At 38.1% G+C, this 26,679-nt stretch carries 27 protein-coding genes; 10 read left to right on the plus strand and 17 right to left on the minus strand.

Going from position 1 to position 26,679, the window contains the following annotated elements:
- Window position 1 precedes the first annotated feature (1 nt).
- Window positions 2–2,080, plus strand: coding sequence for an ATP-dependent DNA helicase RecG (recG, locus tag ABXH06_RS08845; RefSeq protein ID WP_353518155.1), 2,079 nt, complete (start codon window positions 2–4; stop codon window positions 2,078–2,080).
- A gap of 63 nt (window positions 2,081–2,143) precedes the next feature.
- Here the strand turns inward: recG and ABXH06_RS08850 are convergent, their stop codons facing one another.
- The 3 genes from ABXH06_RS08850 to proB all read right to left on the minus strand — a co-directional run bounded on the left by ABXH06_RS08850 (window position 2,144) and on the right by proB (window position 4,892).
- Window positions 2,144–2,416, minus strand: a complete 273-nt coding sequence (locus ABXH06_RS08850; RefSeq protein WP_353518005.1) for a hypothetical protein — start codon at window positions 2,414–2,416, stop codon at window positions 2,144–2,146.
- A 31-nt stretch (window positions 2,417–2,447) separates the two neighbouring features.
- Window positions 2,448–3,704 (minus strand): glutamate-5-semialdehyde dehydrogenase, encoded by a 1,257-nt coding sequence (locus ABXH06_RS08855; RefSeq protein ID WP_353518006.1) that lies wholly within the window; start codon window positions 3,702–3,704, stop codon window positions 2,448–2,450.
- 90 nt (window positions 3,705–3,794) lie between these two features.
- Window positions 3,795–4,892 (minus strand): glutamate 5-kinase, encoded by a 1,098-nt coding sequence (gene proB, locus ABXH06_RS08860; protein ID WP_353518007.1) that lies wholly within the window; start codon window positions 4,890–4,892, stop codon window positions 3,795–3,797.
- A gap of 319 nt (window positions 4,893–5,211) precedes the next feature.
- Between proB and yihG the strand changes: the two genes are divergently transcribed.
- Together yihG and ABXH06_RS08870 are read left to right on the plus strand one after the other, a co-directional pair.
- Window positions 5,212–6,108 carry a 1-acylglycerol-3-phosphate O-acyltransferase, YihG family gene (yihG, locus tag ABXH06_RS08865; protein WP_353518008.1) on the plus strand — a complete coding sequence of 299 codons (897 nt, stop codon included), beginning with the start codon at window positions 5,212–5,214 and terminating at the stop codon, window positions 6,106–6,108.
- A gap of 9 nt (window positions 6,109–6,117) precedes the next feature.
- On the plus strand, window positions 6,118–7,356 hold the full coding sequence (locus ABXH06_RS08870; RefSeq protein WP_311581803.1) for a mechanosensitive ion channel family protein: 1,239 nt from the start codon (window positions 6,118–6,120) through the stop codon (window positions 7,354–7,356).
- 8 nt (window positions 7,357–7,364) lie between these two features.
- Here ABXH06_RS08870 and tesB read toward each other — a convergent pair whose 3' ends face one another.
- A complete protein-coding gene (tesB, locus tag ABXH06_RS08875) occupies window positions 7,365–8,222 on the minus strand; it encodes an acyl-CoA thioesterase II (RefSeq protein WP_311581800.1) in 858 nt (285 codons plus the stop codon).
- 189 nt (window positions 8,223–8,411) lie between these two features.
- Between tesB and ABXH06_RS08880 the strand changes: the two genes are divergently transcribed.
- Entirely contained in the window at window positions 8,412–8,669 is a 258-nt protein-coding gene (locus ABXH06_RS08880) for a hypothetical protein (RefSeq protein ID WP_311581798.1), read from the plus strand.
- A gap of 93 nt (window positions 8,670–8,762) precedes the next feature.
- Here ABXH06_RS08880 and ABXH06_RS08885 read toward each other — a convergent pair whose 3' ends face one another.
- From ABXH06_RS08885 to radC, 7 genes are all read right to left on the minus strand, one after another.
- Window positions 8,763–9,233, minus strand: a complete 471-nt coding sequence (locus ABXH06_RS08885; protein ID WP_311581796.1) for a GNAT family N-acetyltransferase — start codon at window positions 9,231–9,233, stop codon at window positions 8,763–8,765.
- A gap of 153 nt (window positions 9,234–9,386) precedes the next feature.
- The gene (rpmG, locus tag ABXH06_RS08890; protein WP_044834320.1) at window positions 9,387–9,542 is read right to left on the minus strand and encodes a 50S ribosomal protein L33; all 156 of its coding nucleotides are present in this window, start codon (window positions 9,540–9,542) and stop codon (window positions 9,387–9,389) included.
- A 9-nt stretch (window positions 9,543–9,551) separates the two neighbouring features.
- Complete coding sequence (gene rpmB / locus ABXH06_RS08895; protein ID WP_311581784.1) at window positions 9,552–9,788, minus strand: 50S ribosomal protein L28; 237 nt, start codon at window positions 9,786–9,788, stop codon at window positions 9,552–9,554.
- A gap of 249 nt (window positions 9,789–10,037) precedes the next feature.
- Window positions 10,038–10,433, minus strand: a complete 396-nt coding sequence (locus ABXH06_RS08900; RefSeq protein ID WP_311581781.1) for a ribbon-helix-helix protein, CopG family — start codon at window positions 10,431–10,433, stop codon at window positions 10,038–10,040.
- The gene (locus ABXH06_RS08905) at window positions 10,420–11,088 is read right to left on the minus strand and encodes an AAA family ATPase (protein WP_311581778.1); all 669 of its coding nucleotides are present in this window, start codon (window positions 11,086–11,088) and stop codon (window positions 10,420–10,422) included. The genes ABXH06_RS08900 and ABXH06_RS08905 overlap by 14 nt, the downstream gene beginning before the upstream one ends.
- A 93-nt stretch (window positions 11,089–11,181) precedes the next feature.
- Complete coding sequence (locus ABXH06_RS08910; protein ID WP_353518009.1) at window positions 11,182–11,499, minus strand: PilZ domain-containing protein; 318 nt, start codon at window positions 11,497–11,499, stop codon at window positions 11,182–11,184.
- Between the two features lie 87 nt (window positions 11,500–11,586).
- Window positions 11,587–12,258 (minus strand): RadC family protein, encoded by a 672-nt coding sequence (gene radC / locus ABXH06_RS08915; protein WP_353518010.1) that lies wholly within the window; start codon window positions 12,256–12,258, stop codon window positions 11,587–11,589.
- 90 nt (window positions 12,259–12,348) lie between these two features.
- On the opposite strand from radC, the gene coaBC reads away from it, so the two are divergent.
- From coaBC to ABXH06_RS08935, 4 genes are all read left to right on the plus strand, one after another.
- A complete protein-coding gene (coaBC, locus tag ABXH06_RS08920) occupies window positions 12,349–13,557 on the plus strand; it encodes a bifunctional phosphopantothenoylcysteine decarboxylase/phosphopantothenate--cysteine ligase CoaBC (RefSeq protein WP_353518011.1) in 1,209 nt (402 codons plus the stop codon).
- An 80-nt stretch (window positions 13,558–13,637) separates the two neighbouring features.
- Window positions 13,638–14,222, plus strand: coding sequence for a nucleoid occlusion factor SlmA (gene slmA / locus ABXH06_RS08925; protein WP_311581768.1), 585 nt, complete (start codon window positions 13,638–13,640; stop codon window positions 14,220–14,222).
- A gap of 135 nt (window positions 14,223–14,357) precedes the next feature.
- Window positions 14,358–15,827 (plus strand): aminoacyl-histidine dipeptidase, encoded by a 1,470-nt coding sequence (locus ABXH06_RS08930; protein WP_353518012.1) that lies wholly within the window; start codon window positions 14,358–14,360, stop codon window positions 15,825–15,827.
- Window positions 15,828–15,943: 116 nt separating this feature from the next.
- Window positions 15,944–16,600 (plus strand): response regulator, encoded by a 657-nt coding sequence (locus ABXH06_RS08935; protein ID WP_311581764.1) that lies wholly within the window; start codon window positions 15,944–15,946, stop codon window positions 16,598–16,600.
- 67 nt (window positions 16,601–16,667) lie between these two features.
- Here the strand turns inward: ABXH06_RS08935 and ABXH06_RS08940 are convergent, their stop codons facing one another.
- The 3 genes from ABXH06_RS08940 to ABXH06_RS08950 all read right to left on the minus strand — a co-directional run bounded on the left by ABXH06_RS08940 (window position 16,668) and on the right by ABXH06_RS08950 (window position 21,726).
- The gene (locus ABXH06_RS08940) at window positions 16,668–20,102 is read right to left on the minus strand and encodes a hybrid sensor histidine kinase/response regulator (RefSeq protein ID WP_353518013.1); all 3,435 of its coding nucleotides are present in this window, start codon (window positions 20,100–20,102) and stop codon (window positions 16,668–16,670) included.
- A 101-nt stretch (window positions 20,103–20,203) separates the two neighbouring features.
- Entirely contained in the window at window positions 20,204–21,145 is a 942-nt protein-coding gene (locus ABXH06_RS08945) for an HDOD domain-containing protein (protein WP_353518014.1), read from the minus strand.
- Window positions 21,146–21,309: 164 nt separating this feature from the next.
- Window positions 21,310–21,726: a VOC family protein gene (locus ABXH06_RS08950; protein WP_353518015.1), complete on the minus strand. Its 417-nt coding sequence runs from the start codon at window positions 21,724–21,726 to the stop codon at window positions 21,310–21,312.
- 227 nt (window positions 21,727–21,953) lie between these two features.
- Between ABXH06_RS08950 and soxR the strand changes: the two genes are divergently transcribed.
- The gene (gene soxR / locus ABXH06_RS08955) at window positions 21,954–22,421 is read left to right on the plus strand and encodes a redox-sensitive transcriptional activator SoxR (protein ID WP_353518016.1); all 468 of its coding nucleotides are present in this window, start codon (window positions 21,954–21,956) and stop codon (window positions 22,419–22,421) included.
- Window positions 22,422–22,622: 201 nt separating this feature from the next.
- Window positions 22,623–24,023 (plus strand): flagellin N-terminal helical domain-containing protein, encoded by a 1,401-nt coding sequence (locus ABXH06_RS08960; RefSeq protein ID WP_353518017.1) that lies wholly within the window; start codon window positions 22,623–22,625, stop codon window positions 24,021–24,023.
- 3 nt (window positions 24,024–24,026) lie between these two features.
- Here ABXH06_RS08960 and ABXH06_RS08965 read toward each other — a convergent pair whose 3' ends face one another.
- The 3 genes from ABXH06_RS08965 to ABXH06_RS08975 all read right to left on the minus strand — a co-directional run bounded on the left by ABXH06_RS08965 (window position 24,027) and on the right by ABXH06_RS08975 (window position 26,628).
- Window positions 24,027–24,467, minus strand: coding sequence for a hypothetical protein (locus ABXH06_RS08965; RefSeq protein WP_353518018.1), 441 nt, complete (start codon window positions 24,465–24,467; stop codon window positions 24,027–24,029).
- Window positions 24,468–24,640: 173 nt separating this feature from the next.
- Complete coding sequence (locus ABXH06_RS08970; RefSeq protein WP_311581750.1) at window positions 24,641–26,377, minus strand: sodium:solute symporter family protein; 1,737 nt, start codon at window positions 26,375–26,377, stop codon at window positions 24,641–24,643.
- Window positions 26,377–26,628: a DUF4212 domain-containing protein gene (locus tag ABXH06_RS08975; protein ID WP_311581748.1), complete on the minus strand. Its 252-nt coding sequence runs from the start codon at window positions 26,626–26,628 to the stop codon at window positions 26,377–26,379. The genes ABXH06_RS08970 and ABXH06_RS08975 overlap by 1 nt, the downstream gene beginning before the upstream one ends.
- Between the last annotated feature and the right edge of the window lie 51 nt (window positions 26,629–26,679).

The following is a 26,679-nucleotide window of genomic DNA, read 5'->3' on the forward strand; positions in this document are numbered from 1 at the left end:
AATTGGAAATCTCGCGCGTATCGCCATCACAACACTGAAAGGTGTTGGCCCTAGCATGGCCGAAAAGCTCGAAAAAATAGGTTTGCACTCGTTACAAGACTTATTATTTCACCTGCCTAATCGTTATGAAGATCGCACTCGAGTCACTGCTATTCGAGATTGCATGCCGGGCATCTTTACCAATATTATCGGTGAAATCACTCAAAACCAAATTGTGCAAGGTCGCCGTCGTATGATGGTAGTGACTGTCAACGATGGCACAGGCTCGGTTAATTTACGTTTTTTTCATTTTTCCGCTGCCCAAAAAAATAATCTATCAGTAGGTTTAAACATTCGCTGTTATGGCGAAATTCAACGTGGCGGCAGAGGGTTTGAAATCATTCATCCTGAATATAAACCGCTCGATCAAGACAAACCATTAACGCCAGTCGAAGAAACCTTAACGCCTGTGTATCCAACCACTGATGGCTTAAGGCAAATATCGCTGCGTAATTTAACCGAACAAGCATTAATACGTCTTAAACGTGGACAAGTGGAAGAGCTTTTACCTGAAAATTTTAATCACGAAAGTTATTCACTCGCACAAGCCTTAGCTTTTATTCATCGACCAACCCCCGATACATCCGTTTTACAATTAGAAGCCGGAAAGCATCCCGCGCAACTGCGTTTAATTAAAGAAGAGTTACTTGCCCATAATTTAAGTATGCTAAAACTGCGTGAATCAAGTGATGTACATCAAGCGGTTAGCTTACAAGTAGATGAAAAGGTTGAGTCAGCATTTTTAACGTCTTTACCTTTTTCGCCTACCAATGCCCAAGCGCGAGTAGTAAAAGAAATTCGTCAAGACCTAGCCAAAGATCAGCCTATGATGCGCCTCGTACAAGGTGATGTTGGCTCAGGCAAAACATTGGTTGCAGCATTAGCCGCAATAACGGCAATTAGCGAAGGTTTTCAAGTTGCCTTAATGGCACCAACCGAAATTTTGGCAGAACAACATGCGATTAGTTTTCAAAAATGGTTTGAACCGCTCAATATTACCGTTGGTTGGTTAGCCGGAAAAACCAAAGCGAAAGCGCGAAATCACGCATTGGAACATATTGAAAATGGCAATATGCAAATGGTGGTTGGCACGCATGCTTTATTTCAAGAGCAAGTGGTTTTTCATAAATTAGCGCTCATTATCATCGATGAACAGCATAGATTTGGTGTTCATCAACGTTTATCACTAAGAGAAAAAGGCGCATTTCAAGGCAATTATCCGCATCAATTAATTATGACGGCAACGCCTATTCCTCGCACATTAGCGATGACAGCCTATGCTGATTTAGACACCTCTGTTATTGATGAACTACCACCGGGAAGAACGCCAATTACTACCGTGGCTTTACCGGATTCGAGACGTGACGATGTTGTTGAACGTATTCGTCAGTCGTGCATCAATGAAAATCGCCAAGCTTATTGGGTATGTACCTTGATTGAAGAATCAGAAGTGTTGCAATGCCAAGCAGCAGAAGATACCGCAGTTTATTTACAAGCACATTTACCCGAATTAAAAATTGGTTTAGTACATGGCCGAATGAAAGGCGCAGAAAAACAAGCGGTGATGGAATCCTTTAAAGCGGGCGAGTTGCATTTATTAGTGGCGACTACTGTCATTGAAGTGGGCGTTGATGTGCCTAATTCGAGTTTAATGGTCATTGAAAATCCTGAGCGATTGGGATTAGCGCAATTACATCAATTACGTGGTCGAGTTGGTCGAGGATCGGTCGCCTCTCATTGCGTATTGATGTATAAAAGCCCTTTATCGAAAACAGCAACGAAACGTTTAGCGGTGTTAAGAGAAAGCAATGATGGTTTTGTGATTGCGCAAAAAGATCTTGAAATTAGAGGCCCTGGTGAATTGCTCGGTACTAAACAAACCGGTTTAGCTGATTTGAAAATCGCCGACTTACTGCGAGATGCCGATTTAATCCCTGACATTCAGCAACAAGCTTATTTGTTATGGAAACAACATCCAGATAATGCGGTTGCCTTGATCGATCGCTGGCTAGGTAGTCGTGAGCATTTTAGTAACGCCTAACGGTGCTTTCTTTTTTATCGACACTATTTCAAGCCATGTTTTCTACAATCCATGTTTTTGCAATCAATGTTTACTTTGATAAAGCCTTAAAATTTTTCTAAAAGTAAATATCATCAAAAAGTACGCGAGATATTGACTCGTTATAAAAATGATAAATTTAGGCCAGAAAGCCGTTTCTTCACTAAAGAACTGCAAGCCAAACATTGCTGGCCAAGCTAATATCTCATAGCCCGGCAGCGAAATTGGCGCCATGGTGTAGTTATAAATAAATGCGATTAAACCTATAACTACACCAGAAAAAGCCCATTTTAAAGAAAATTTTAAATCTTTATTCATAAACCTTTCCAGTATCAAATGATTGCAAAAGTTAGTCCCTTACTTGACCATCACCAATCACGACAAATTTTTCAGTCGTTAAAGATGATAACCCCATCGGTCCATAAGCATGTAATTTACTGGTTGAAATACCAATTTCAGAACCTAATCCTAATTGCCCGCCATCTGAAAAGCGCGAAGAAGCATTTATCATCACCACAGAAGAGTTAATTGCACGAACAAATTGCTGTGTACGACTGGTATCTTGGCTAACAATTACTTCGGTATGATCAGAAGAATATTCGTTAATGTGTTCAATACTTTCGTTAAAACTGTCCACTATTTTGACGGCTATTTCTTGTGCTAAATATTCAGCATGATAATCGTCAGCTGACGCTAACGTTGCTCCGGTAAAATAAGGTAAGCTTTTTTCACAAGCATGTACTTTTACTTGGGCTGAATCAGCAAGTGCTTTTGCTGCTAAAGGTAAAAATTCTACAGCAATATCTTGATGTACCAATAACGTTTCTATTGAATTACAGGCACTTGGGCGCTGTGTTTTACCATTCACTAAAATGTTAACTGCTTTGGTTAAGTCGGCATATTTATCAATATACAAATGACACACGCCTTTAAAATGTTGAATGACAGGGATCTGGCTGTTTTCGGTGACATAGCGAATTAATCCTTCACCGCCGCGAGGGATCACTAAATCAATACTGTCACTTTGTTTTAATAACTCATTAATAATTTCACGACTCGTGTCAGGTATAACCGAGACAATATTTTTGTCGATGCCTTGGCTCTCTAAGACCTGATGCAAGCAGTTTGCCAGCGCAACGTTACTGTAAATAGCTTCAGAGCCGCCACGCAAAATCACAGCATTACCTGATTTAATGCACAAGGCGGCTGCTTCGGCTGTCACATTCGGGCGCGATTCATAAATCATCGCAATCACGCCTAACGGAATGCGCATTTTACCCACTTGCATACCATTTGGCCGCAACGCTAAATTTGCAATATTGCCTACCGGATCTGCCAGAGTAATGATTTCACGAATCGCGTCGGCAATGTCGGTAATGCGTTGTTCAGTTAATAATAACCGATCGAGCATGGCATCACTTAAGCCTTTCGTTTTACCTGCACGAATGTCTTTGGCGTTTTCTTGAATAATAGTATCGCTATTATCTTCTATCGCTTGTGCCATTTTTGACAATAATTGATTTTTTTCTGACGTGGTCAGTTGAGCAACCACTCGAGAGGCTTTTCTAACCAGCTTGGCATTTTCTGCCATATTAAATTGTGTCATGAATTTTCTCTTTACTTAGCCATTTTGATGTAAAAGTCTAAGGGTTAAATGTTAATTATATTGAGTAAAAAGTAGCTATCGCGTAATCAATTATAAAATCACCATATCATCTCGATGAATCACGACTTTGCTTGGACAACAGCCTAAAATGTTGGTGATTTGATTGCTTTTACAACCCTTTATACGCAATAAATCTCTTTGACTATATTGGCTAATCCCTTTCGCGATGATTGCAGCTGTTTTACTGTCGATGATATTAATTGATTCACCGGCGGCAAAATTACCACTGACTTCAACAATGCCTGAAGGTAGTAATGAAGCACCTTTATTGATCACTGCATTTGCCGCGCCATTATCTAAACTAACACTGCCATGACTTTTTAAAGTGTGCTTGAGCCAATGTTTTCGTGCTTTGGTTGCTGTTTGATTGGCTTTAAAGCGAGTGCCAGGGTTTTCGCCTTTTAATAAGGCGTCGAATATTTCGCTATTTCGACCATTTAAAATGTAGGTTTCGATACCGTTTTCTACTGCTTTTTCAGCCGCTTGAATTTTGGTTTTCATGCCACCCGTTGCGATAGGATTATTGGTGGTGCCTGCCATGGCATAAATTTCATCAGTGATTTCACTAATTTCTGGTATCAGTACCGCATCTGGATTATCGCGTGGGTCTTGATCGTAAACACCATCAATGTCACTGAGAATAAACAAGCAATCAGCTTCACTCACTAAAGCAACAAGAGCAGCAAGATTGTCATTATCACCCACTTTTAATTCATCTGTTGCCACCGTATCGTTTTCATTCACAATGGGAATAACATGATTGGCGAGTAAAATGCGGAGGGTGTTTTTAATATTAATATAGCGTTCACGATTTTTTAGATCAGCATGGGTAATTAATAATTGACTACAAGGCTGATCAAAAAAACGCTGCCAATTTGCCATCATCTGCATTTGACCAACAGATGCCATGGCTTGCTTGGTCGGAATTGAAGGAACATTAGCACCGTGCTGAATAAGTTGTCGGCCAGCAGCAACACTGCCAGATGACACTAAAATTATTTCTTTGCCTGCTTGTTGGCATTCGGTGATAAAGCGAGCGATGGCTAATAAATACATGCCACTACAGCCTTTTGCATCGGGTGATACTAAGGCACTGCCCACTTTGATGACAGCACGATTAAAATTCATTACGTTTCCCCATGATAATTAGTTATAGCATGCCCTGAAAGCGCGGTGAGATGCAATGATATTTTAGTCATTTATTAGAAGAGATTGCTCTTTTTAGTAGCTTTAGGCAATAACGGTTGATTAAGGGGTATTTTGTAGTATTTAACGTAAGAATATCGCCGGATTATCTCTAAGGTTAAATAATAATGGTAAAAAAATAACCATCCTTAGTACATCTATATGTAGATATGTGGAAAAAGGGTAAAATATTAGCTGAAAGCAAGATAAATTCGATTTATTATATCGGACAAGAATAAACGTGATTGTATTGGCTTAAGTGATGTTAAATTTTTTACCTGCTTACCTCATTGGTTTTATCTCAATGATTTTTTATACCGTTAACACTCTTTTTTGGTTGTTGCCGATTGTACTGTTTTCCTTGCTTAAAGCGCTTATTCCTTTAAATTTATGGCGCAAGTTTTTTAGCTATTTACTGGATAATATGGCGAGTAATTGGGTGGCGGTAAATACCCTCATTCAAAAATTATTTAATACCACTCAGTTAGTGGTAACAGGTTTAGAACAACTTGAAAAAAGACAATGGTATTTAGTGATATCAAATCATCAAAGTTGGGTTGATATTGTTGTCTTGCAACGCATTCTTCATGGCAAAATACCTTTTTTGAAATTCTTTTTAAAAAAAGAACTAATTTATGTACCTTTTCTTGGAGTTGCTTGGTGGGCACTCGATTTCCCGTTTATGAAACGATATAGCCAAAGTTTCGTCAAAAAAAATCCTCATTTAAAAGGGAAAGATATCGAAACGACACAAAAGGCTTGTGAAAAGTTCAGGCATAAGCCTGTCAGTATTATGAATTTTATTGAAGGGACTCGTTTTACAAAAGTAAAATATGAAAAGCAAAATTCACCGTTTCAATATTTATTAAAACCCAAAGCGGGTGGCATTGGCTTTGTGCTGTCTACAATGGGAGATCAGTTAAACAAAGTTTTAGACATTACCATATACTATCCTGATGGCACGCCAACCTTTATCGATTTTATTTGTGGCCGAGTGAAAGAAATCCGCGTGGATATAGGAATAAAAGATATTGATCAATCATTAAAGGGTGATTATGTTAATGATCGTGCTCATAAAATTCAGTTTCAAAAGTGGGTTAACCAGCTTTGGTTAGATAAAGACAAAAAATTGGCCGAGTTTCATCAACAGAACCAATAAGGACATTTTATGATAGCTTTACTTTCATCATGGTTAACGGAGCAAGGGGTTGCTCCTGAAAATTTAGCTATTGCTTCAATGCTCGTTGGTTGTGCAATCATCTTTGTGATCAGTGCGATTGCCTATTATTTAGTAAAACATAAGTTGTTAGTTGCCATTCAAAAACTCGTTTCACATTCTCGAAACACTTGGGACGATTTGATTTTTGAACATCATGTATTTACCCGAATTGCTTTATTGATCCCCATCATTATTTTTTGGTTTTTAATTCCACAATTTGTTATTGATGAGCCATTCATACTGAATTTTCTCTTGGTACTAGCTAAAGTTGCGATAACTTTTCAGGTTGCACGTACCATAGGAGCATTGCTCAATGTTATAAACAGCCTTTCAAAAGAAACAGCGAAAGATCGTTATTTACCCTTAAATGCAAGTATTCAGGTGATAAAGTTAGTTGTCTATTTAGTGGCGACTATTTTATCTATTTCGTTTGTGCTAGATAAATCACCGATATATTTATTGAGTGGTTTAGGAGCTTTAACGGCCGTATTACTGTTAGTTTTTCAAGATACCATTAAAGGACTGGTCGCGAGTATTCAAATATCAGCGAACCGAATGCTAGCTCCCGGTGATTGGATTGAAATTCCTCAATATGGCGCTGATGGCGATGTACTTGAAATTGGTTTAAACACCGTAAAAGTGCAAAACTTTGATCGAACAGTGACGACCGTGCCAACATATGCATTGATCAGTGGTTCCTTTAAAAATTGGCGTGACATGTTTGCATCAGGCGGACGTCGTATCAAACGTACGATAATTATCGATATTGGTAGTATTCATTTTTACCAAGCGGAGAAAATTGAACAACTTAAAGAAATTCATTTATTAAAGGATTACTTAGCAAGGAAGTTACAAGAAATTTCTGAGCACTCCAAACAATTAGCATTAAAAGACACTGATTATGTCAACCAACGCAAATTAACGAATGTCGGCACTTTTCGCGCTTATATTGAGGAATTTTTGCAACAGCATGAAAAAGTACACCATCAAATGACATGCATGGTAAGACAGCTTCCTGCGACAGCAACTGGCTTACCGTTAGAGTTATATTTTTTCAGTAATGACCAAAATTGGGTGAATTACGAGGCAATACAAGCGGATATTTTTGATCACCTCTTTGCGATGGCGCCCGTGTTTGATTTACGCATTTTTCAACACCCAAGTGGTGATGATTGGCGACACCGTTAAAAAGTCGCTTAACGTTGTCTTATCACGCCTTCTTGCATTGTTGTTGCAACTAAATCACCGGCTTGGTTATATATTTGTCCTCTAACTAAGCCTCTACCACCAACACTTGTTGGGCTTTCCATGACATATAATAACCAATCATCAAAGCGAAATGGTCGATGAAACCACATTGCATGGTCAATGGTCGCTATTTGAAAGTTAGGCTGCCAATGGCTGACACCATGGCTAAATAATGCGGTGGGTAAAAAGTGAAAATCTGATGTATAAGCAAGCATATATTTATGTATGCGTGGGTCATCTGGCAATTGACCATTCGCTTTTATCCACATATGACAGATAGGCTCTGATTTTTCAGGCTTTATCCAATTATATTGCTCTACGGGTTTTAACTCGATTGGTTTTTCGGAAAGAAATTTACCACGAACATTTTCCGGGATATATTGCTGATTATCAAAAATAAAGTCAGTGAATGAAGGTAACTCATCGGGACCTACAACATCCGGCATTTCATTTTGATGATCAAAGCCCTTTTCTTCTAATTGAAAAGAAGCCGTCATATAAAAGATTGCTTGGCCGTTTTGAATGGCTTTAACTCTTCGGGTATTAAAACTGCGTCCGTCACGAATATTTTCAACTTCATAAATAACCGGCTTTGCTGCGTCACCTGGGCGTAAAAAGTATGAATGTAGTGAATGGACATGCCTGTCGACCTCAACACTTTCTTGAGCCGCTGATAAAGCTTGCCCCATAACTTGTCCACCAAAAAGTGCTTTAAATCCTAAATCTTGGCTTTGGCCACGATATAAACCTTGCTCAATTTTTTCTAACGATAAAAGGGTGAGTAGATCTTTTAAAACTTGGCTCATAATCTATATTTCTCATAATAAACATATTTGTAATTATATAAGTAATATAGTCGTGATTGGAATAGACTGCTTGTACCAGTTGGAAAATTACAATTTAATTCGCTGCAATTGTTGAATTATAAAACCAACTAGGATAATGTCCGATTATATTTTAAACATAAGATCCTCGTTGATTGTAAAGGTAGACACGTGCAAGCTGTATTAGAGAGAGAAGTGTTATTAGAAAGAAGGCAATATACGCCTGAACATTCTTCATTATGGGACAAGCTATCGCTTGCGCAAAAATTTGCGGCTAGTAGCTTAACTCAATTTGGCTACGACCTTGCTTTTATCCGTAATAGCCAAGCAAGAGGTAGCTTAGCTATTTTATTATGTGATGGAAATGCAGCGACAATTAATGATGAAGGTGAAATTAATACCTCGCCCGATATTACAATTAGACCGTAATCAAAAAATGATTTAAGAAAGGCTGTTAACGCAAGTTAACAGCCTTTTTGCTTTTAGTGACAAAAGAAAGTGAAAATAAAAACGTATTCGTTTCTATTTTAGGGGTTTAATCATATTGAGCATTTCAGGTTCAAAACCTAAATTTTCGTAAAAGCGTTGTGCATTGCTGTTATTTGCGAATACCTCTAAGTGTAATAAACGATAGCTCTGATTTTTTGCCCATTGCTCTACTGAGTTTATTAATAATTTTCCAACCCCCATTTTTTGAGCGCTTGAAGATACCGCTAACAAATTAACGGTGCCGCACATTTCTTCTGAAATATCGTCTTTATGGCTGCTGGCGAGAATAAAGCCTAATGGCGTGCCATCCTGCTCAGCAATGAGTGTTATGTTTGGCTCAGGTGCATTGTTGAGCATTTCAAGTGCGTATTTATCTTGCATTTGCAGCACAGTGTTGTCGCTATGCCAAGATAACTTAGCGACATTGGCTAAATCAGGCGATAAAGAAAGAATAAAGTCGTGATCGGAGTTTAATGCTTTACGGATATTTATAGGCTTTGTCATCGAATGTCTTTCATGAATTAATGAAAACTTATGTTGAGTTAAAATAATACGAGTCATTTGTTAGGATAACAACACTATGTGGTGAATACGTAATTATTTTTAGCCATAAAAAAACCCAGCAATAAGCTGGGTTTTTAATTCTGAAAACAAAAATTACTTAATTTTCGCTTCTTTGTACATTACGTGCTTGCGAGCTTTTGGATCAAACTTTTTGATTTCCATTTTCTCAGGCATAGTCTTTTTATTTTTATCTGTAGTATAAAAATGACCAGTACCAGCACTTGAAACTAAACGAATTTTATCACGCATGATGATTCCTTAAACTTTTTCGCCACGGGCACGGATATCAGATAATACTGCATCAATACCTTTTTTATCGATAATACGCATTCCTTTCGGAGTTAAACGTAACTTAACGAATGTATTTTCACTTTCAACCCAAAAACGGTGAGTTTGAAGGTTTGGTAAAAAACGACGACGAGTCGCGTTTCTTGCGTGCGAACGGTTGTTTCCAACCATTGGCTTTTTGCCTGTTACTTGGCAAACTTTAGACATATGAGTACTCCAAAATTAATTTCAGCTCGAGCTATTTTTCCCCAAGACCGTCGCCCCGGGATCCTGAAAAAGGTGGCATATTATAGAGAAAGTGAAAAACGAAATCTAGTTTTTATCGCGATCCAAGCAAAGAACTTTGCTAATTCCTTATAAATTAATCAGTTAAATGATTAATTTTCACTTTTCGGTATAAAAAAACAGCGATTTCACGCTGTTTTCTACAAGCTTTGGTTGGGATAATAAACAATTTTAGCTTACATTCGAATCTAAAAGTTTATTGAGTTTCTTTTGTTGATCTTTATTGCATAGTTCATCTATTAGGATTCGGATGATATGCGACTTCGCTAATTGGCTGTCTTTTGCCAATTCTTGCAGTTGTTCGATAGCTTCTTCACTCAAAGTAAAAGTTGCATGCCTAAATGGCTTACCGGCTTTATTTTTCCGTCTTTCTGCTTGTTTTTTTACTTCAAATTGTTTGGCTGCTGCTAATGCTTGTTGCAAATTTACCGTTTGATTTTTATCTTCACTGACAAGTTCAGGTGTGCCTTTCGCATAATTCTCTGCGTCAGCAATGAACTCATCTACGGTAAATGCCTTTTTCCGCGGCTTGCCGTCCTTGGATTTTTTTAGATCAGATAAACTCATGTGAGTTGTCCGGTTTCATGGCGAGTAATTCCTCGGCTATTGCTTTCATTTCAGTGGCCGCTTTACCATCAGGGTCTATTTCAATCACTGAAGAACCTTGTTCTTCACTGTCATCATAAATATTTCGGTTATAGGTTACAGCGTCTAACACATTAATGCCGTATGAACGACAAACATCTTTAGCTTCTAAAATACGGTTTGCTTGTGTTGGCAATGCTGGACATTGGGTAATAACAAACGAGGCTAGCATTTTAGGATTAACCATTTTACAGGTGCTTAACATATCTTCCATATGTGGCACTGTTTTTAAATCACGACGTTTTGGGCGAAGAGGAATGATAACATGCTCAGCTACCGACATCGCAGCGCGTAATGCTAAATTATCTTGACCGCCACAATCAACAATTACATAGTCATAGTGCTGATTTAGACTTAATAAATCATTGCGAATTTTCCCGTATAATTGGATACAGTTAATTGCGGGTAAAGATGGATCGGTATTGCGTGCTTGTATCCAATCAGAAGTGGTTCGTTGTGGATCACAATCAACCATTAAAACGATGGCATTTTTATCACGTGCAAAATAAACCGCTAAATTTTGCGCAAGGCAACTTTTACCACTGCCACCTTTTTCACCACCAACTAATATCATCATTTCGCCAATTCCTTCTACTACAACTTTAATGCTTCATTTATGCACCGATCTTTTAGTATAGCTTAAAAAATCAATGTTGAATTTTATTCACTATTAGTTCAATTTTAATGCAACTTCAAACCAACCATTATCTTGTTCTAGGCAACGTATTACTTTACCTTTTAAAATTTGACAATTTTCTGCTGCCGCTTTAAACGTAATAGTTACTTCAGTATTGATCGCAATGCTTTGATCACAGTCGAGTTTTAGACCGCCTTTAGAAAAATCAACACAGACTATTTTCTTGTTTAATTCTTGTCCAGAATCATTGGTCCAAGTAATATCTACTAGTTCTTTTTCCATGTCTAATCGAAATGATTTACGACGTTCTTCACCCTCTTGATTGTTAGTCGTTTGGATATCATCTGACATATTTCAATCCTTATTCTTTCTCATGATATTTTAAACCTAACTGTCAATTCAACGACTTGCAAGATTTTTAAGTAAATATTTCATTGACTATAATAAACCATGTTCAGCAAAAGAATAACATTGGTGGCCTGCTACTATCATATGATCTAATACTCTGATATCAATCAAAGCGAGTGCTCGAGTTAATTGTTCCGTAATATTTTTATCTGCAAAGCTGGCTTCTGCAATACCTGAAGGATGATTATGGGCAAGAATTACGGCACTAGATTGATGTTGTAGTGCTTTTTCAACCACAACTCTAGGGTAAACTGCGGAAGCGTTGATTGTGCCATAAAATAAGCGCTTAAAGGTGATCACTTGATGTTGGTTGTTGAGAAATAAAACGGCAAAAATTTCATGGGTTTCATTACGAAGTTGACTGATTAAAAAGTCTTTACTTGCTTGTGAAGACGTTAACGCTTGTCCGTTACGCATTTCTTCCGCAAGAAAGCGTTTACTCATTTCTAAACAAGCTTGTAATTGGACAAATTTTGCTTTGCCTAGCCCACGCACTTGGCAAAATTCTTCGGCGGACGCTTGATAGATTGCAGCTATGCTGCCAAAACTGGCTATTAACTGCCTTGCTAAATCAACTACATGGCAGCCTTTTACGCCAGTACGCAGAAAAATAGCTAATAGTTCAGCGTCGGATAAACTTGTTGCGCCTTGATTTAATAATTTTTCTCTTGGTTTTTCTGAACTTGGCCAATCTTTTAACATAAGTGCATCCTTGCAATGTCAATTTTCATCGATGACGATTAATGGTATCGTATATAAAATAAAGATTTAGATTATTAAGACTAGCAGGTTATGCAAATTCTTCAGGGTAAAAAAATTGTCTTAGGTATTACCGGCGGTATTGCAGCTTATAAAATGCCAGAGCTTGTTCGACGATTGATTGAGCAAGGGGCGGACGTTCGTGTTGTGATGACTGAAAGCGCGAAAGCATTTATTACACCTTTAACTCTTCAGGCGGTTTCTGGAAATCCTGTTTCTGATAGTTTATTAGATATGGAAGCTGAACGCGCAATGGGGCATATTGCATTAGCAAAGTGGGCAGATTTGTTATTAATTGCTCCCGCTAGCGCTAATACTATTGCACATATTGCCCACGGTTTAGCCAATGATTTATTAGGCACCATAGTTTTAGCTACAAAAGCAACCATTGCGGTAGCACCGGCAATGAATCAACAAATGTGGCATGCAGAAATCACCCAAGAAAACATGCAAAAATTAAAAAATCGTCACATCAATATTTGGGGACCTGGGCAAGGCGAACAAGCCTGTGGCGACATAGGCTTTGGCCGATTGCTAGATGTACCAGAGTTAGTAGATCTGGTTTGTGGGTTGTATCAAGAAAAGGCTTTAATGAATCAACATTGGGTGATCACCGCCGGTCCTACTCGCGAAGCGATCGATCCCGTGCGTTATATATCTAATCACAGTTCGGGAAAAATGGGTTACGCCATTGCTCAGGCGGCGGTCAATGCTGGCGCTAAAGTTACGTTGATTTCTGGTCCTGTCAATATACCTGAACCTAGCTCAGTGGAATTAATTAACGTGATGAGTGCTGAGCAAATGCATCAACAAGCACTGTTAAAAGCGAAAGGTGCAGATGTTTTTATTGCCTGTGCAGCAGTAGCCGATTATCGGGTGGCTGAAATTGCCGAGCAAAAAATCAAAAAAACGGCAGATAATCATCACATGCAAATCAATTTGGTAAAAAATCCAGATATTGTCGCCGACGTTGCCGCATTATCAGAAAAGCCATTTACTGTTGGCTTTGCTGCTGAAACACAAGATGTTGAACAATATGCATTAGATAAATTAACACGTAAAAACTTAGATTTAATAGCCGCGAATAATGTCGCTCTTTCTGGACAAGGCTTTAACAGCGATAACAATGCATTAACGGTTTTTAGTGCGACTTCTCAACAAGATATTTCGCTCATGCGTAAAAGTGATGTAGCGGAAAAATTAGTCGACATTATTGCAGAACAATTGGGTGAAAAGCGTTAAAGAACCCTATACAATCTTATTGTCCTTCATGCTTGTTAAGTCATGATTATTCTTAATAAAAAATATAGAGAACAGGAAATATGCCGGTTAATAAAAAACCAAACCGTAAACAGCAAATATTAGAATGTTTAGCGTTAATGTTACAGTCTAGTCCTGGTCAACGGATCACCACGGCTAAATTAGCTGCAGAAGTGGGGGTTTCAGAAGCGGCGCTGTACCGTCATTTTCCGTCGAAAGCGAGAATGTTTGAAGGCTTGATTGAATTTATTGAAGAATCAACCTTTTCTCGGATTAATTTAATATTATCTGATCATAAAGAGGCGCTAATACGTTGCCATCATATATTACATGTCTTATTGGTTTTTGCTGAGCGTAATCCTGGCATGTGCCGTATTTTATCGGGTGATGCGTTAATGGGTGAAAACGAACGTTTAAGAACTCGGGTAAACCAATTTTTTGAAAAATTAGAATCGCAATTTAAACAAATTTTACGAGAACGTAAGTTACGCGAAGGCAAAGGGTTTGAGATTAATGAGTTGGCGTTAGCAAATATTCTAGTGGCTTTCGCAGAAGGCAAAATTAGTCAGTATGTTCGTTCTGGCTTTGATAAAAAACCCAGTGATAACTTTAATGATCAATGGCAGTTTTTAATGGCAAGTAAATAACGTTATAAAAACGACCTCCTCTCTGAACGTTTTAATCAATCGTTCTAGGTTAAGAGTCTCAATAAACGCTGAATATTCAGCGTTTATATAACCATCAAATCAATGAATATAATCTATCAATTTCAAGGAAAAATTGTGAGTACTTTATCGCAGCTTCAACCGCAAAAACTTTGGCAAATGTTTTCTGGCATTTGCGCTATTCCTCACCCTTCAAAACATGAAGATAAAATCTCTGCTTGGATCAAATCATGGGCAACAGAACAAGGTTTAACCGTCAAAGAAGATGAGGTAGGTAATTTAGCGATTTCAAAACCTGCAACACTAGGAATGGAAGATAGAAAAGGCGTGATATTACAAGCGCATATGGATATGGTGCCACAAAAAAATGCCGACAAAGATCATAACTTTTTAACCGATCCTATTGAGCCTATCTTGTTTGATGATGCAGGAGAATCCTGGGTTAAAGCGAATGGTACAACATTAGGGGCTGATAACGGGATTGGTTTAGCGTCAGCTTTAGCGATATTAGCCAGTGATGATGTTGCACATGGGCCATTAGAAGTATTAGTGACGATAGATGAAGAAGCAGGTATGACAGGCGCTTTTGGCTTAAAAGCTGGTTGGCTTGAAGGTGAAATTTTAATTAACACGGACTCAGAGCAAGAAGGTGAAGTGTATATGGGGTGTGCAGGTGGCATTGATGGCACTGCAACATTTAATATTGACTACCATGATGTCCCCGCTGATTATCAATCATTTAATTTATCCATTTCAGGGTTAAAAGGTGGGCATTCTGGCGTTGATATTCATACGGGTAGAGCCAATGCTTGTAAATTATTGATACGCTTTTTACTGAATGCAAATGAAAAATTTGATCTTCGACTGACTGAACTTAATGGTGGTAGTTTACGCAATGCTATTCCTCGTGAAGCTGATGCGAGTTTTGTTATACCTACTCACCAAGTGGCTGCGCTAAAAAGCGAACTAGCTGATTATTTAACGGTTATTCAAGAAAACCTCCAAGCGGTTGAAAACAGTATTGAATTGTTATTGATATCGCCAGAAACCTTTGATCAATGTTGGGATAACACCACTCAAAAACAAATTTTACGTGCGTTAAACGCGTGCCCAAATGGTGTTTTACGTATGAGTGATGATATTGAAGGAATTGTTGAAACGTCGTTAAACTTAGGAGTAATGAGAAGTAAAGGGGCAAAATTTATTGCCATGACGTTGATCCGTAGTTTACATGATGATGGTCGTTTAGAAGCGCAAACTATGGTTGAGTCTATCTTCAACTTAGCTAACGCAGATATTCAGTTTTCAGGGGCTTATCCTGGATGGAAACCTGATACGAGTTCAGCGATCATGAAAACAGTACGAGATACATATCAATCATTATTTGGTAAATTGCCTGAGATTATGGTGATTCATGCTGGTTTAGAATGTGGTTTATTTAAAACCGCTTACCCAGCATGGGATATGGTGTCGTTTGGGCCAACCATTAAGTTTCCTCACTCGCCAGATGAAAAGGTCAATGTGAAAACGGTTGAGCAATATTGGCAGCTACTTGTGGCCGTACTAAAAAACATTCCAGCAAAATAATCGCTTGGTTTGCAAATGTCGAATAGATCAATAAAAGCAATATTAGACTTTAGTCGTAGAAGCTTTTATTGATGATCAATGTATACTGAAATTGCCCCAGTTTTAGGAAACTTACTATGATCCAGCCAGAAAAAATTATAATAGCTGATGATCACCCATTATTCAGGCAAGCGTTGTTGAATACGCTAAAAGCAAAACTGACGCAAACACAATGGGTTGAAGCACAAACAATTGCTGAATTAGAACAACAGCTTTCAGAGAATAGTGAAAGTGATTTGTTGTTATTAGATCTAAATATCCCCGGAGCTCATGGTTTTAACACGTTAATCCATGTTCGAAATCATTTTCCACAAATACCTGTGGTGATTGTTTCGGCTCATGAAGATCAGGATACAATTGCGAAAGCGATTGAGTTTGGCGCAGCGGGTTTTATCCCTAAGTCAACGTCAGTGGAGATAATTTACCAAGCCATAGTGCAAGTATTGATGGGGGATATTTGGTTGCCCGAATCATTTCAAATGAATGCTAGTAATGAAGAGCATGCCGAGATTGCCGAGCGAGTTGCCAGCTTGACTCAGCAACAATATCGAATATTAATGATGTTTGCTCAAGGCATGCTTAATAAACAAATTGCTTATGATTTAAATGTTTCTGAAGCGACGATCAAAGCACACGCAACGGCTATTTTCAGAAAGCTTAATGTTCGTAATCGTACGCAAGCGGTAATTGCTATCAGCCAACTCGATATTCACGATTCAACCATAACGGAATGATCATTAGCGATGAGCAAGTGATTACCTAACTTAATGTTTGCCCGTCAACCAAGGTTTGGCGGACATTTTATGAATATTTATCCTGAAGACTTTTCGTTAGTAGAGCACTCATCATCGCTCTCAGTGAAGCGGGTTTTACTAATTTACGCATGAAACCAACATTGGCTGCTTTGGTTTTTTCTTCAATATCGCTGTCTGTGGTTGCGGTAATTAAAATGGCCGGGATCTGATACGAGCATTGTTTTCTCAATGTTGAAATTAAGTTTAAGCCGTTATGTTCATTATCAAGTTGGTAGTCAACCAATAAAATTTGTATATCGTTACTGTGTTGTGCAAACAAGGATTGTGCTTGCTCAAATGAATCCGCGGCTAAGACATTACATTGCCATGTAGTCAAGAGTTCAACCATGCCGCTAAGTACGTCTGGATCATTATCAATACACATAACGGTAATATCACTAAAACCAATCTTGATGCTAGGTTTTTCAATCATAGGCTGTAACACCGGCGATACCTTTTTAAGGGATATCGTAAACTTACATCCTTGTGATGCTTTTGATTTTAATCCTAAAGCGTGACCTAATAGTTGAGTTAAACTTTGCGTGATATTTAACCCTAAACCTAACCCTCTGCCAGATTGAGATTGAGGGGTGTCCAGTTGAGTAAATTGTTCAAAGACTAACGACTGTTTTTCAACGGGAATACCGGGTCCATTATCGAGCACTTGTATTATTACTTGCTGATTGATCACCCTTGCGCCGAGTAATACTTTACCTGGACTTGCATAACGAAAAGCATTCCCAATTAAGTTTTGTAAAATGCGGCGTAAGAGGTTGCGATCGGAATATACCCACGCCGAGGTTTCTACCAGACGAAACTGTATGTCATGCTCAATTGCCGATGCAGAAAATTCTTCTGCAAGTTCTTTAAATAAATTATTTAAAGCAAAAGCAGTAAAGTGTGGCTTAATATTACCACTTTCAATGCGAGCGATTTCACCTAAGTCGGCTAACAGATCATTCGCCACTTTTAACGAATGATCGATATTTTTCACCTGTCTTTTTTGCACTTCATTTAAATTATCTTGACTGGTTAAGGCTGAAGTAAATAAACGAGCGGCTTCTAATGGTTGCATTAAGTCATGACTACAAGCTTTTAAATATAAACTCTTTTTAATATGTGCTTGTTCGGCTTTTTCTTTTGCTAACTCAAGGGCATCATTTGCTTGTGCTAATTTTTGGGTACGTTCTTGTATGATCGCTTCTAAATCGACATTCGTTTCTTTCAATACTTGTTCTGCTTGACGATACGCAGTGATGTCGGAAAACATCATGACAAAGCCACCATCGGGTAATGGATTACCCTCTATTCTGATCACTTTACCATTGTCTTGTTGGCGTTCAGAGCTATGGGAACTACCTTGTCTTAAATAGTGTAAGCGCCTACTTACTTGGTTTTCTATATCACCTAAACCACATAATCCTCGTGTAGCGTTGTAACGAATTAAGGTTTCAATCGGGGCGCCCTTATAAATATATTCCGGTGGATATTGAAATATATCGAGATATTTTTTATTCCAAGCCACCAAGTTTAAATCTTTATCGACAATGGAAATGCCTTCACTTGCATTCTCTATTGCACTTTGTAGTAGGTTTTCGCTGTATTGCTGGCGTTGATTTGAGGCATCTTCAACAAGCAGTGCTAAATCGTCTAACGCGATATCTCTGCCATCAAGGGCAGAAGATAACACTAATCGTGCCGAAGACGCGCCCATTACACTGGCTAGGGTATTTTCTGTATGTTGTAATAATGCTTGATTATAAGCCGTCGTGCCTAATTCTTTTTTGATTTTATTCCGTTGGAACTTCGCGAAACTATTGGCGGCTTTGGTTATACCAACAAAGCGAGAAACTAATAACTCTAACTCTTGATCATCAATGCGCCTATTTTTGCCACTACTGAGTAAGTTTGGTGCTTGCCATTCTAAAAATAATGATGCCTGAACGCGTTCTTGCACCGTTTGTCGGCTTATTTGCGAAAGCGACCACATGACAAAAATATTTGCGGCTAAACTTATTAGACTCGATAAACTGTTGGCGGGAATAAGGCCATCATCAAAAGGCTGCTGATAAAACCCAAATTGTGGCAGAAAATTCAGTATTAGCCACATGGTAAAGCCAACTAATATGCCTCCGTATACCCCAGTTAAACTCGCTCGACGCCAATAAAAGGCTGCAATTAATGCAGGGGTAAGTTGTGCGAATGCGCCGAAAGCAACTTCACCTAGCGAACTCAAAGTATCAGGCGAAGCCATTAAAAACACGCCATAACCTAATAAAATAACAAAAAGCACTAAAAGTTTTCTAATTTTAAGTAAGCGATATCTGAAGTTACTGTACTCAATGTGATTCGTTTTGTTGGAACGAAAAAATAGTGGAAATACAATTTCATTACTTAGCATAGTACTTAACGCGATTGAAGAAATGATCACCATAGAACTAGCCGCCGAAATCGCTCCTAAAAAGGCAATAAGCGTTAACCAAGTTTGTTGTTGAGACCAAGGTAAAAAAAGCACATAAGCATCTGCTGGAATTGTGTCGCCTAAGACAATATGACCAGCAAGCCCTAGTGGCGCTGCAAATAAAGCAAACACTAATAAATACAAAGGGAAAACACGTCGACTAAGCCAAGTGTCTTTTTCGTCTTTCAATTCAACGACCATCACTTGAAATTGGCGTGGTAAAGATAAAAAGGCTGCCATGACAATCACTAACATTGCTATCATTGACATTAAATTTGGCATGTTAAAATTTTGATATAGCTGAATATTTGCACCTGATTGGTACCAGATATCACTGGGGGATTCAAAAAGGAAAAACGTGACAAAGATACCGACAGCAAGAAAAGCGATAAGTTTTACTAAACTTTCAAACGCGATAGCCAATACAACCCCAGGGTGGCGTTCTGTCACATCAATATTTCTAATACCAAAGACGATGGTAAAACCTGCTAATATCATACTGACTATTAAGCCTAATCCCCAAGTACTGACGGTATTGCTGACCTGAAGTTGTTGAAATGAATAGACAATGGCTTTTAGTTGCAAGGCGATATAAGGCATAGTGCCAACTAAAGCTACTACGGTGATTAATATAGCCAAGTTGTGTGACTTACCAAAGCGTGCCGCAAGTAAATCTGCAATTGAGGTTAAATTTAACTTTAAACTTGTTCGAATAATGCGTTGTATAAATGGCCAAGCGAAAATAAAAAGCAGGATCGGCCCTAAATATATTGGAAGATGAGATAGAAAGTTACTCGCAGCTTGTCCGGTAGTGCCAAGAAAACTCCACGATGTGCAATATACCCCAAGCGACAATGCATAAATAATACTTTGGCTTTTTTTCACGAGCCGATGGCGATATTTATCCCCTAAATGAGCAATAAGAAATAATAAACCAATATAGCTGATACTAATTAAGGTGAGTTGCCAGTTAGGGAACATGAAATTATCAGAGTTATTTATTGTTGTTGTAAGATATCAAGCAAATATGCCGATGAAAACACTTGATGCGAAAAGTTGAGTCGGTACTAGGGATAAAATGATCAGGTAATACTTTCAGAAATAGTAGGCGCAACTTCGTTAAACGCTTCAAAAATCTTATCACTGATGCCAAGCTCTTGCTGTACCGCTTGATATTCATCTTCTTTCACTGCTTTTTTATGAAATAATAAATAGTGTTCACTTAAGCGGTTAGCTTTAAAAAGTATGTCGCTCAACGCATTACGATTGTTTTCACGTTGTTGTTTTAGCGCTTCGATATAGATGGGAGGGAGTTGCCATTGTTTGGCGATAAAATAAGTCATATCCATCGACATTTCTGACATCAAGGCTTTATATTCTCTTGTGCACGGTGTTAATGAAGCAAAAGTTTTTTCCATATTTTCAGAGATACAATTGAAAATAATGATGCGCCCAAGATCATGAATAAGACCAATAAAATATGCATCGGCCGTATTATGTTTTTCGGCTTTTGCTAGCATTTCACATAAGGTTGCACATTGAACTGAATGTACCCAAATTAGCCGCCCATAAAGCTGATAATATAAGGGATTACATGGAATAACTTCTGCCAGTAGTAGCGTACTGGCTATGTTCATTAAGCCAGATATGCCTAATAATGAAGTGGCTTTGCTTAAATAGATAATGGCTTTATCGGTTCGATTATACTTTGCAGTATTTGCGACTTTTAAAACCTCTGCAGCAAAAGAAGGGTCCACTTCAATAATATCAACAAAGGTATCAAAATCAGCATGGGGATCTTTTAACGCATCGAGCAATTTAATCAGCATGGCAGGTAAAGCAGGAATATGCTGTTTTAATTGCTGTGGATTATTTAATACATTAACGATTCGATTTAAGGTATTTTGTTCGAGCGCGCTCATGGTCCCTGTGGTATTAATACTGCCAAACATGACGTCATAGAAGTCAGTATTTAATGCCTCGGTAGCAAGTCCATTTACTGTATTGTCTTGATTGTTGAACATAAATCCTAAAAGTTACGAGTAAAATTTGTGTAAAACTTTTGACAGTATAGCGTAATAAAATAGATAAATGTTTGAAGATAAACAAAAATCAGTAATATTTGTAAATATATATTTATTTAACAAGGATATATTGTTTGAAACTCGACCAATAACTTTATAGTTGTTTATTCAAGATTCCGCTCTGCTGGCAGATCACTGAGATACTGAACAAATTCGATTTCAAAACCATCGGGATCAACAAAATAAACGTTCTTTCGATAAGGCTCTTCAGCCCCAGGTTTATGAATAGCAAAACCAGCTTTGGCTAATCGGTTAATAACCTGCTCAATATTGTTGGTGACAAAAGCAAAATGCGCAAGCCCAACTTGATGACCAGTTAAATCGCGATTGTTATTCTCGCCATTATTATTGAAAGTAATATATTGATAATCATCGCCAAAATGTAACCAATCCCGAGGTTTACCATACCAGTCACTTTGCCCTTGGCTACGAATAAACCAATGTGGGAAAGCTGCTTGATAAAAAGTGAGTGCAGCAGGAATATCTTTTACCACTAAGTTTAAATGTTCTAGATAGATCATATGTGTTCCTTATTATCGTTTTGAGGGGATTATTTGTTTTGCATTGTTTGATTAAAATAGTGCAAAGAATTCGCTAAATAATTTCTTAGTGTAGTGTTTTTGCTAGTAGTAACCTTGTTTTTATTCATTTTAAATTGCCTTTTTTGGAGAAAGTGACGATACTTTAAAACCTCAAGTTAAGTTGAGGTAAAGCTTTTTTTGAAAATAATTTTTATGGACATTGATAGATGAAAAATAAATTAGAAGACGCAAAACTAACCGTAGGGAAAGTAGCAAAACGATGCGGAGTAAAGGTGTCTGCGTTGCATTTCTATGAGGAGAAAGGGTTAATTAAAAGTTGGCGAAATCAAGGTAATCAACGGCGCTATAAAACTGACGTATTAAGGCGTGTATCGGTGATCAAAGCGGCGCAAAAAATGGGAATAAGTTTACAAGAGATCAAAAAAGCATTGGCGACTTTACCGAATAACCGAACCCCTGATACACGTGATTGGGAAAAACTGGCGAGCAGCTGGCGAGATGATTTAACCGCTAGGATCACCTATTTAGAGAACTTAAGAGACTATCTTGGTGGCTGTATTGGTTGTGGCTGCTTATCTTTAAATCATTGTCCTTTATATAATAAAGACGATGAACTCGCTGAAAAAGGAACTGGTCCAGTTATTTTAGAGAGAAAAGTAAAAACAGCTTTATAGTATTTAAATAAGTAAATAGTTTGCCTTAATTTTTAGGTCAATTAATTGACATTTCTTTTTCTATCACCCTGTTTTAAGTGATTGATTTTGTTGGAATGAAAATTGCTGTATCTATCATCAAATGAAATTACGCCTTGTAACTTAGTATGTTGCTTTAGTGATAATTATTTACCACTGATGAAGTAGAGTTCTAATTAATTAATGTACATTAATACCAATACCACATCCCTGAATGCACAGAGGAATCTTGCCAATAGCACAAAAGCCATTAATAATGCGATGGAAAAACTATCGTCAGGTAAGCGAATAAATAGTGCTTCAGATGATGCTGCAGGGCTAGCCATTAGTAATCGACATACTTCAATAATAAAAACGCTAGATACAATCGATAAAAATATAAATGATGGAATTAGTTATGCGCAAGTTGCTGATGGAGCTTTAGAAGAAGTAGGTGCCATGGTTCAACGTATGTACCAGCTTTCTATTCAGGCTACCAGTGGTGCATTAAATAAGAGTGATAGAAGAAGTTTAGATATTGAATTTCAAGAGCTCAAAGAAGAAATCAATAGAGTTGCTTATTCCACACATATTTTTGATCATTACCCCTTATTGCCTTCTGCAATACCTACAACCGTTGTTAATAGTATTGATAATGTAGTGAGTAATGGTATACAACAATCTTTTGCCTCCGGCATTCAATCATTTGCTTCCATTCCTGCTGGTTCTACCAATGTTACGATTGAGATTGATGCATTAGGTGCGGATGATGATATTCAATTATTTACACAATCAGGGCAGCACATTGTTGGTACGGATTTAAATGATTATGTATGGAATAGTAAAGGAATAAGTACTCCGGCTGATGTGGAAAACTCAGTGTTAACAGTTGCCAATGGGTATTCCCCTACAGCAACTTACGATGATTCAAGCTTAAATAGTGGCGGAGCAGCTTATTCGGCAACAGCGAGTAATACGACCAATTATAATGGCATGAATATTAGTTTTGGTGGTGATGCAGATAGAACTAGTCCATCAGACGGTAACAATAATGGTTCTGTTACGCAAAGGATTGAAACTCTTCACATAGATCAAACAACTGAACCGTTGATGTTATCAGTAGTGGGAAATGGTAGCTTTTATATTACAGCTACTTGGACTGGGTTAGGCCCTGCGAACCCGGAACAAAAAAATGATGATGGTGAGTTTCAAGTCTTTGTTGCTACTCAAGCCGACGGCGTTGATGATGTTATTCAGATAGATAAAACTCCTTCAACGGCTGGCGATTTAAACATAGCTGGTTTGTCATTAGATCCTTTATCTGAAGCTCAAAAAGCGATAGTGTCAATGAAGAATGCTATAGATAAGGTAGGGGAGAATCGAGCTCATTATGGTGCCAAAATGGGTGGGCTTGACAGTGTTGCCCGTAGCAGTCGCAATTCGCATATGAATTTATCTGCAGCCCGTTCAAGAGTTATGGATGCTGACTTTGCAATACAGACCGCTTTAATGACTAAGCAATCTATTCTAAAGCAAGGTGCTGAAACTGTGCTTAGCAAAGCTAATATAAAACCTGAATTAGCCTTGAAGTTGCTTACATTCTAATGGTTATTTAGTCGTTTGAGTATAAAACTCGGCGAAGTATTTGCCGCCTTTTATTTCAATAATTACCCTTAACTTAACACTCTCACCTTTCTTTGAAAGTAGATTACCAAGTGGCGTTTCTCGTTTCCAATAATAAGGACTATCTTTCATACCTAATTGGTAAGGCGTGGCTTGATTATTTTTATCGACCGTAAATAAGGTAGCGGTATCAAGTGGGTACGTTGAATTAACTGTAGTTATCCCTTGATCGTCCATCACATTAATTTCAAATTCTCCAGACTTTAAAATGCACTTTTGATTTTTTATATCACAATGCCCAAAAGGCACTAATTCAACAATTTTCGTTTTACTCGCTTCATGCTCCATGTACATGTCAGATAAAACATAGCCGAGTAAAATTAATATTGGAGCGACAAATATAGCGATTTTAGTGTGACGATTCATGTAATTTCCTATCGTGCTTATTATGGATAAATGTAATATTGTTTTGCCTATTTTGCTCAATGAAAAACAAAGTAGTCAAAACAATATCTTTTAATTATTCTGACAATAAAGGCTCCAATTCATAAGAACAGGAGCCTAAATTTATTCGTTAGTTAACTGCATTGGCATTTTATTTAATGATCATGAGCCGCTGCAATTTGGCCGTGAGGAGTACGGAAGTTAGTCACTAAGTCTTGTATATGGCTAGGAGCGGGGCCGGTAAACTTAAGTACGATAAACGCAACAGCGAAGTTTACAAAAGCGCCTACTGAACCAAAGGCATTTGGAGAAATACCCATAAACCAGTTCGGTTCCATATCACCTAAAAATGCTGTACTTGGGATAAACATTATACCTTTATGTTGGAATACGTATAACATTGTTACCCCAAGCCCAGAACACATACCGGCAATAGCGGCTTTACTACTCATTTTCTTAGAGAAGATCCCCATCATTAACGCTGGGAAAATTGAAGATGCTGCTAAACCAAAGGCTAATGCTACCGTTCCTGCGGCAAAGCCAGGTGGATTTAAACCTAGATAGCCAGCGACACAAACTGATAATGTCATTACGATACGACTGGCGAGCAATTCATTTTTCTCACTCATGTCAGGAATTAAGACACCTTTCATTAAATCATGTGAAATCGCCGAAGATATTGCTAATAACAAACCAGCTGCGGTTGATAATGCGGCTGCCAAACCACCGGCGGCAACTAGGGCAATTACCCAGTTTGGTAAATTTGCAATAGCAGGGTTTGCAAGTACCATAATGTCACGATCAACTTTGACCATTTCATTGGTAGTTGGATCAGCATTATATTGCACTTTACCGTCACCGTTTTTATCTTCAAAGGCTAATAAACCCGTTTTTTCCCATTCTTTAAACCATTGTGGACGTTCTGCATATTCCATATTTTGGCCAGCAACAGGTTCGATGGTATTCATCAAATTGAATCGAGCCATTGCACCGACGGCAGGAGCCACTGTATAAAGCAATGCAATGAAAACTAAAGCATAGCCAGCAGATTGACGCGCGGCTTTAACCGAAGGTACCGTGAAAAAACGCATGATTACATGAGGTAAACCGGCCGTACCGATCATTAAAGATAAGGTATAAGCAAACATTTCAACATCCCCTAATGTTGACGTTGTATATTCCTTAAAGCCTAATTCAGAGACAACAGTATCAAGTTTATCCAGTAAGTAGACACCACTTCCATCGGCAAGTGTTGAACCTAAACCTAATTGCGGAATGGGGTTTCCTGTTAAATGTAATGAGATAAATACGGCGGGTATCGTATAAGCAGTAATAAGCACGCAGTATTGTGCAATTTGCGTATAAGTAATACCTTTCATGCCACCTAAAGTTGCATAAACAAACACAACCGCCATACCAATGTAGAGTCCCATGTCATATTCAACTTCTAAGAAGCGTGAAAATGCGACACCGACACCTTTCATTTGACCTATGATATAGGTGAGTGAAGCAATGATTAAACAAACCACTGCAACAATACGCGCGGTTTTAGAATAAAAGCGATCACCGATAAATTCTGGGACGGTAAACTTGCCATGTTTTCGCATATAAGGCGCTAAACATAGGGCGAGTAACACATAGCCGCCAGTCCAGCCCATTAAAAATACTGAGCCACCATACCCTAAAAAAGCAATTAAACCGGCCATTGAAATAAATGATGCGGCACTCATCCAGTCGGCACCAATTGCCATACCATTTTGTAATGGGGTAATACCACCACCGGCCGCGTAAAATTCACTGGTTGAACCTGCACGGGCCCACCAAGCTATAAAGAAATAAAGTGAGAAGGTACCGCCAACTGCGATCCACGTATAGAGTCTTAACTCATCCATTACGCATCCTCCACGTTATACTTTTTATCTAAGTCGTTCATTTTCTTACCGTACCAGAAAATTAAACCAACGAAGGTGTAAATAGAGCCTTGTTGTGCAAACCAGAAACCTAGTTTGTACCCACCTAATCGAATTTCATTTAATGGCTCTACTAACAGCAAACCGAAACCAAATGAAACCACGAACCAGATAGCAAGACAGATAAATATTAGGCGCAGATTCTCTGACCAATATGACTGTTTGTCTTCCATTTTATTCTCCTAGCATTGAGCTTGTTAGCTCACTAATACGCGTTTTATAAT

Origin of the sequence: Thalassotalea sp. SU-HH00458 (assembly GCF_040362795.1) — a bacterium.
GTDB classification, from domain to species: domain Bacteria; phylum Pseudomonadota; class Gammaproteobacteria; order Enterobacterales; family Alteromonadaceae; genus Thalassotalea_H; species Thalassotalea_H castellviae.

Bases quoted from the DNA above. Each gene is read 5' to 3' on its own strand.
- ABXH06_RS08850 (WP_353518005.1), bottom strand. From the start codon at position 2,416: ATGAATAAAGATTTAAAATTTTCTTTAAAATGGGCTTTTTCTGGTGTA.
- ABXH06_RS08945 (WP_353518014.1), bottom strand. From the start codon at position 21,145: ATGTTCAACAATCAAGACAATACAGTAAATGGACTTGCTACCGAGGCA.
- ABXH06_RS08905 (WP_311581778.1), bottom strand. From the start codon at position 11,088: ATGATGATATTAGTTGGTGGTGAAAAAGGTGGCAGTGGTAAAAGTTGC.
- ABXH06_RS08950 (WP_353518015.1), bottom strand. From the start codon at position 21,726: ATGATCTATCTAGAACATTTAAACTTAGTGGTAAAAGATATTCCTGCT.
- proB (WP_353518007.1), bottom strand. From the start codon at position 4,892: ATGAATTTTAATCGTGCTGTCATCAAAGTGGGCAGTGCCTTAGTATCA.
- yihG (WP_353518008.1), top strand. From the start codon at position 5,212: ATGTTAAATTTTTTACCTGCTTACCTCATTGGTTTTATCTCAATGATT.
- ABXH06_RS08935 (WP_311581764.1), top strand. From the start codon at position 15,944: ATGATCCAGCCAGAAAAAATTATAATAGCTGATGATCACCCATTATTC.
- ABXH06_RS08960 (WP_353518017.1), top strand. From the start codon at position 22,623: ATGTACATTAATACCAATACCACATCCCTGAATGCACAGAGGAATCTT.
- ABXH06_RS08975 (WP_311581748.1), bottom strand. From the start codon at position 26,628: ATGGAAGACAAACAGTCATATTGGTCAGAGAATCTGCGCCTAATATTT.
- ABXH06_RS08910 (WP_353518009.1), bottom strand. From the start codon at position 11,499: ATGTCAGATGATATCCAAACGACTAACAATCAAGAGGGTGAAGAACGT.
- tesB (WP_311581800.1), bottom strand. From the start codon at position 8,222: ATGAGCCAAGTTTTAAAAGATCTACTCACCCTTTTATCGTTAGAAAAA.
- ABXH06_RS08900 (WP_311581781.1), bottom strand. From the start codon at position 10,433: ATGAGTTTATCTGATCTAAAAAAATCCAAGGACGGCAAGCCGCGGAAA.
- radC (WP_353518010.1), bottom strand. From the start codon at position 12,258: ATGTTAAAAGATTGGCCAAGTTCAGAAAAACCAAGAGAAAAATTATTA.
- ABXH06_RS08885 (WP_311581796.1), bottom strand. From the start codon at position 9,233: ATGACAAAGCCTATAAATATCCGTAAAGCATTAAACTCCGATCACGAC.
- ABXH06_RS08965 (WP_353518018.1), bottom strand. From the start codon at position 24,467: ATGAATCGTCACACTAAAATCGCTATATTTGTCGCTCCAATATTAATT.
- ABXH06_RS08870 (WP_311581803.1), top strand. From the start codon at position 6,118: ATGATAGCTTTACTTTCATCATGGTTAACGGAGCAAGGGGTTGCTCCT.
- ABXH06_RS08940 (WP_353518013.1), bottom strand. From the start codon at position 20,102: ATGTTCCCTAACTGGCAACTCACCTTAATTAGTATCAGCTATATTGGT.
- ABXH06_RS08855 (WP_353518006.1), bottom strand. From the start codon at position 3,704: ATGACACAATTTAATATGGCAGAAAATGCCAAGCTGGTTAGAAAAGCC.
- coaBC (WP_353518011.1), top strand. From the start codon at position 12,349: ATGCAAATTCTTCAGGGTAAAAAAATTGTCTTAGGTATTACCGGCGGT.
- slmA (WP_311581768.1), top strand. From the start codon at position 13,638: ATGCCGGTTAATAAAAAACCAAACCGTAAACAGCAAATATTAGAATGT.
- rpmG (WP_044834320.1), bottom strand. From the start codon at position 9,542: ATGCGTGATAAAATTCGTTTAGTTTCAAGTGCTGGTACTGGTCATTTT.
- rpmB (WP_311581784.1), bottom strand. From the start codon at position 9,788: ATGTCTAAAGTTTGCCAAGTAACAGGCAAAAAGCCAATGGTTGGAAAC.
- ABXH06_RS08970 (WP_311581750.1), bottom strand. From the start codon at position 26,377: ATGGATGAGTTAAGACTCTATACGTGGATCGCAGTTGGCGGTACCTTC.
- soxR (WP_353518016.1), top strand. From the start codon at position 21,954: ATGAAAAATAAATTAGAAGACGCAAAACTAACCGTAGGGAAAGTAGCA.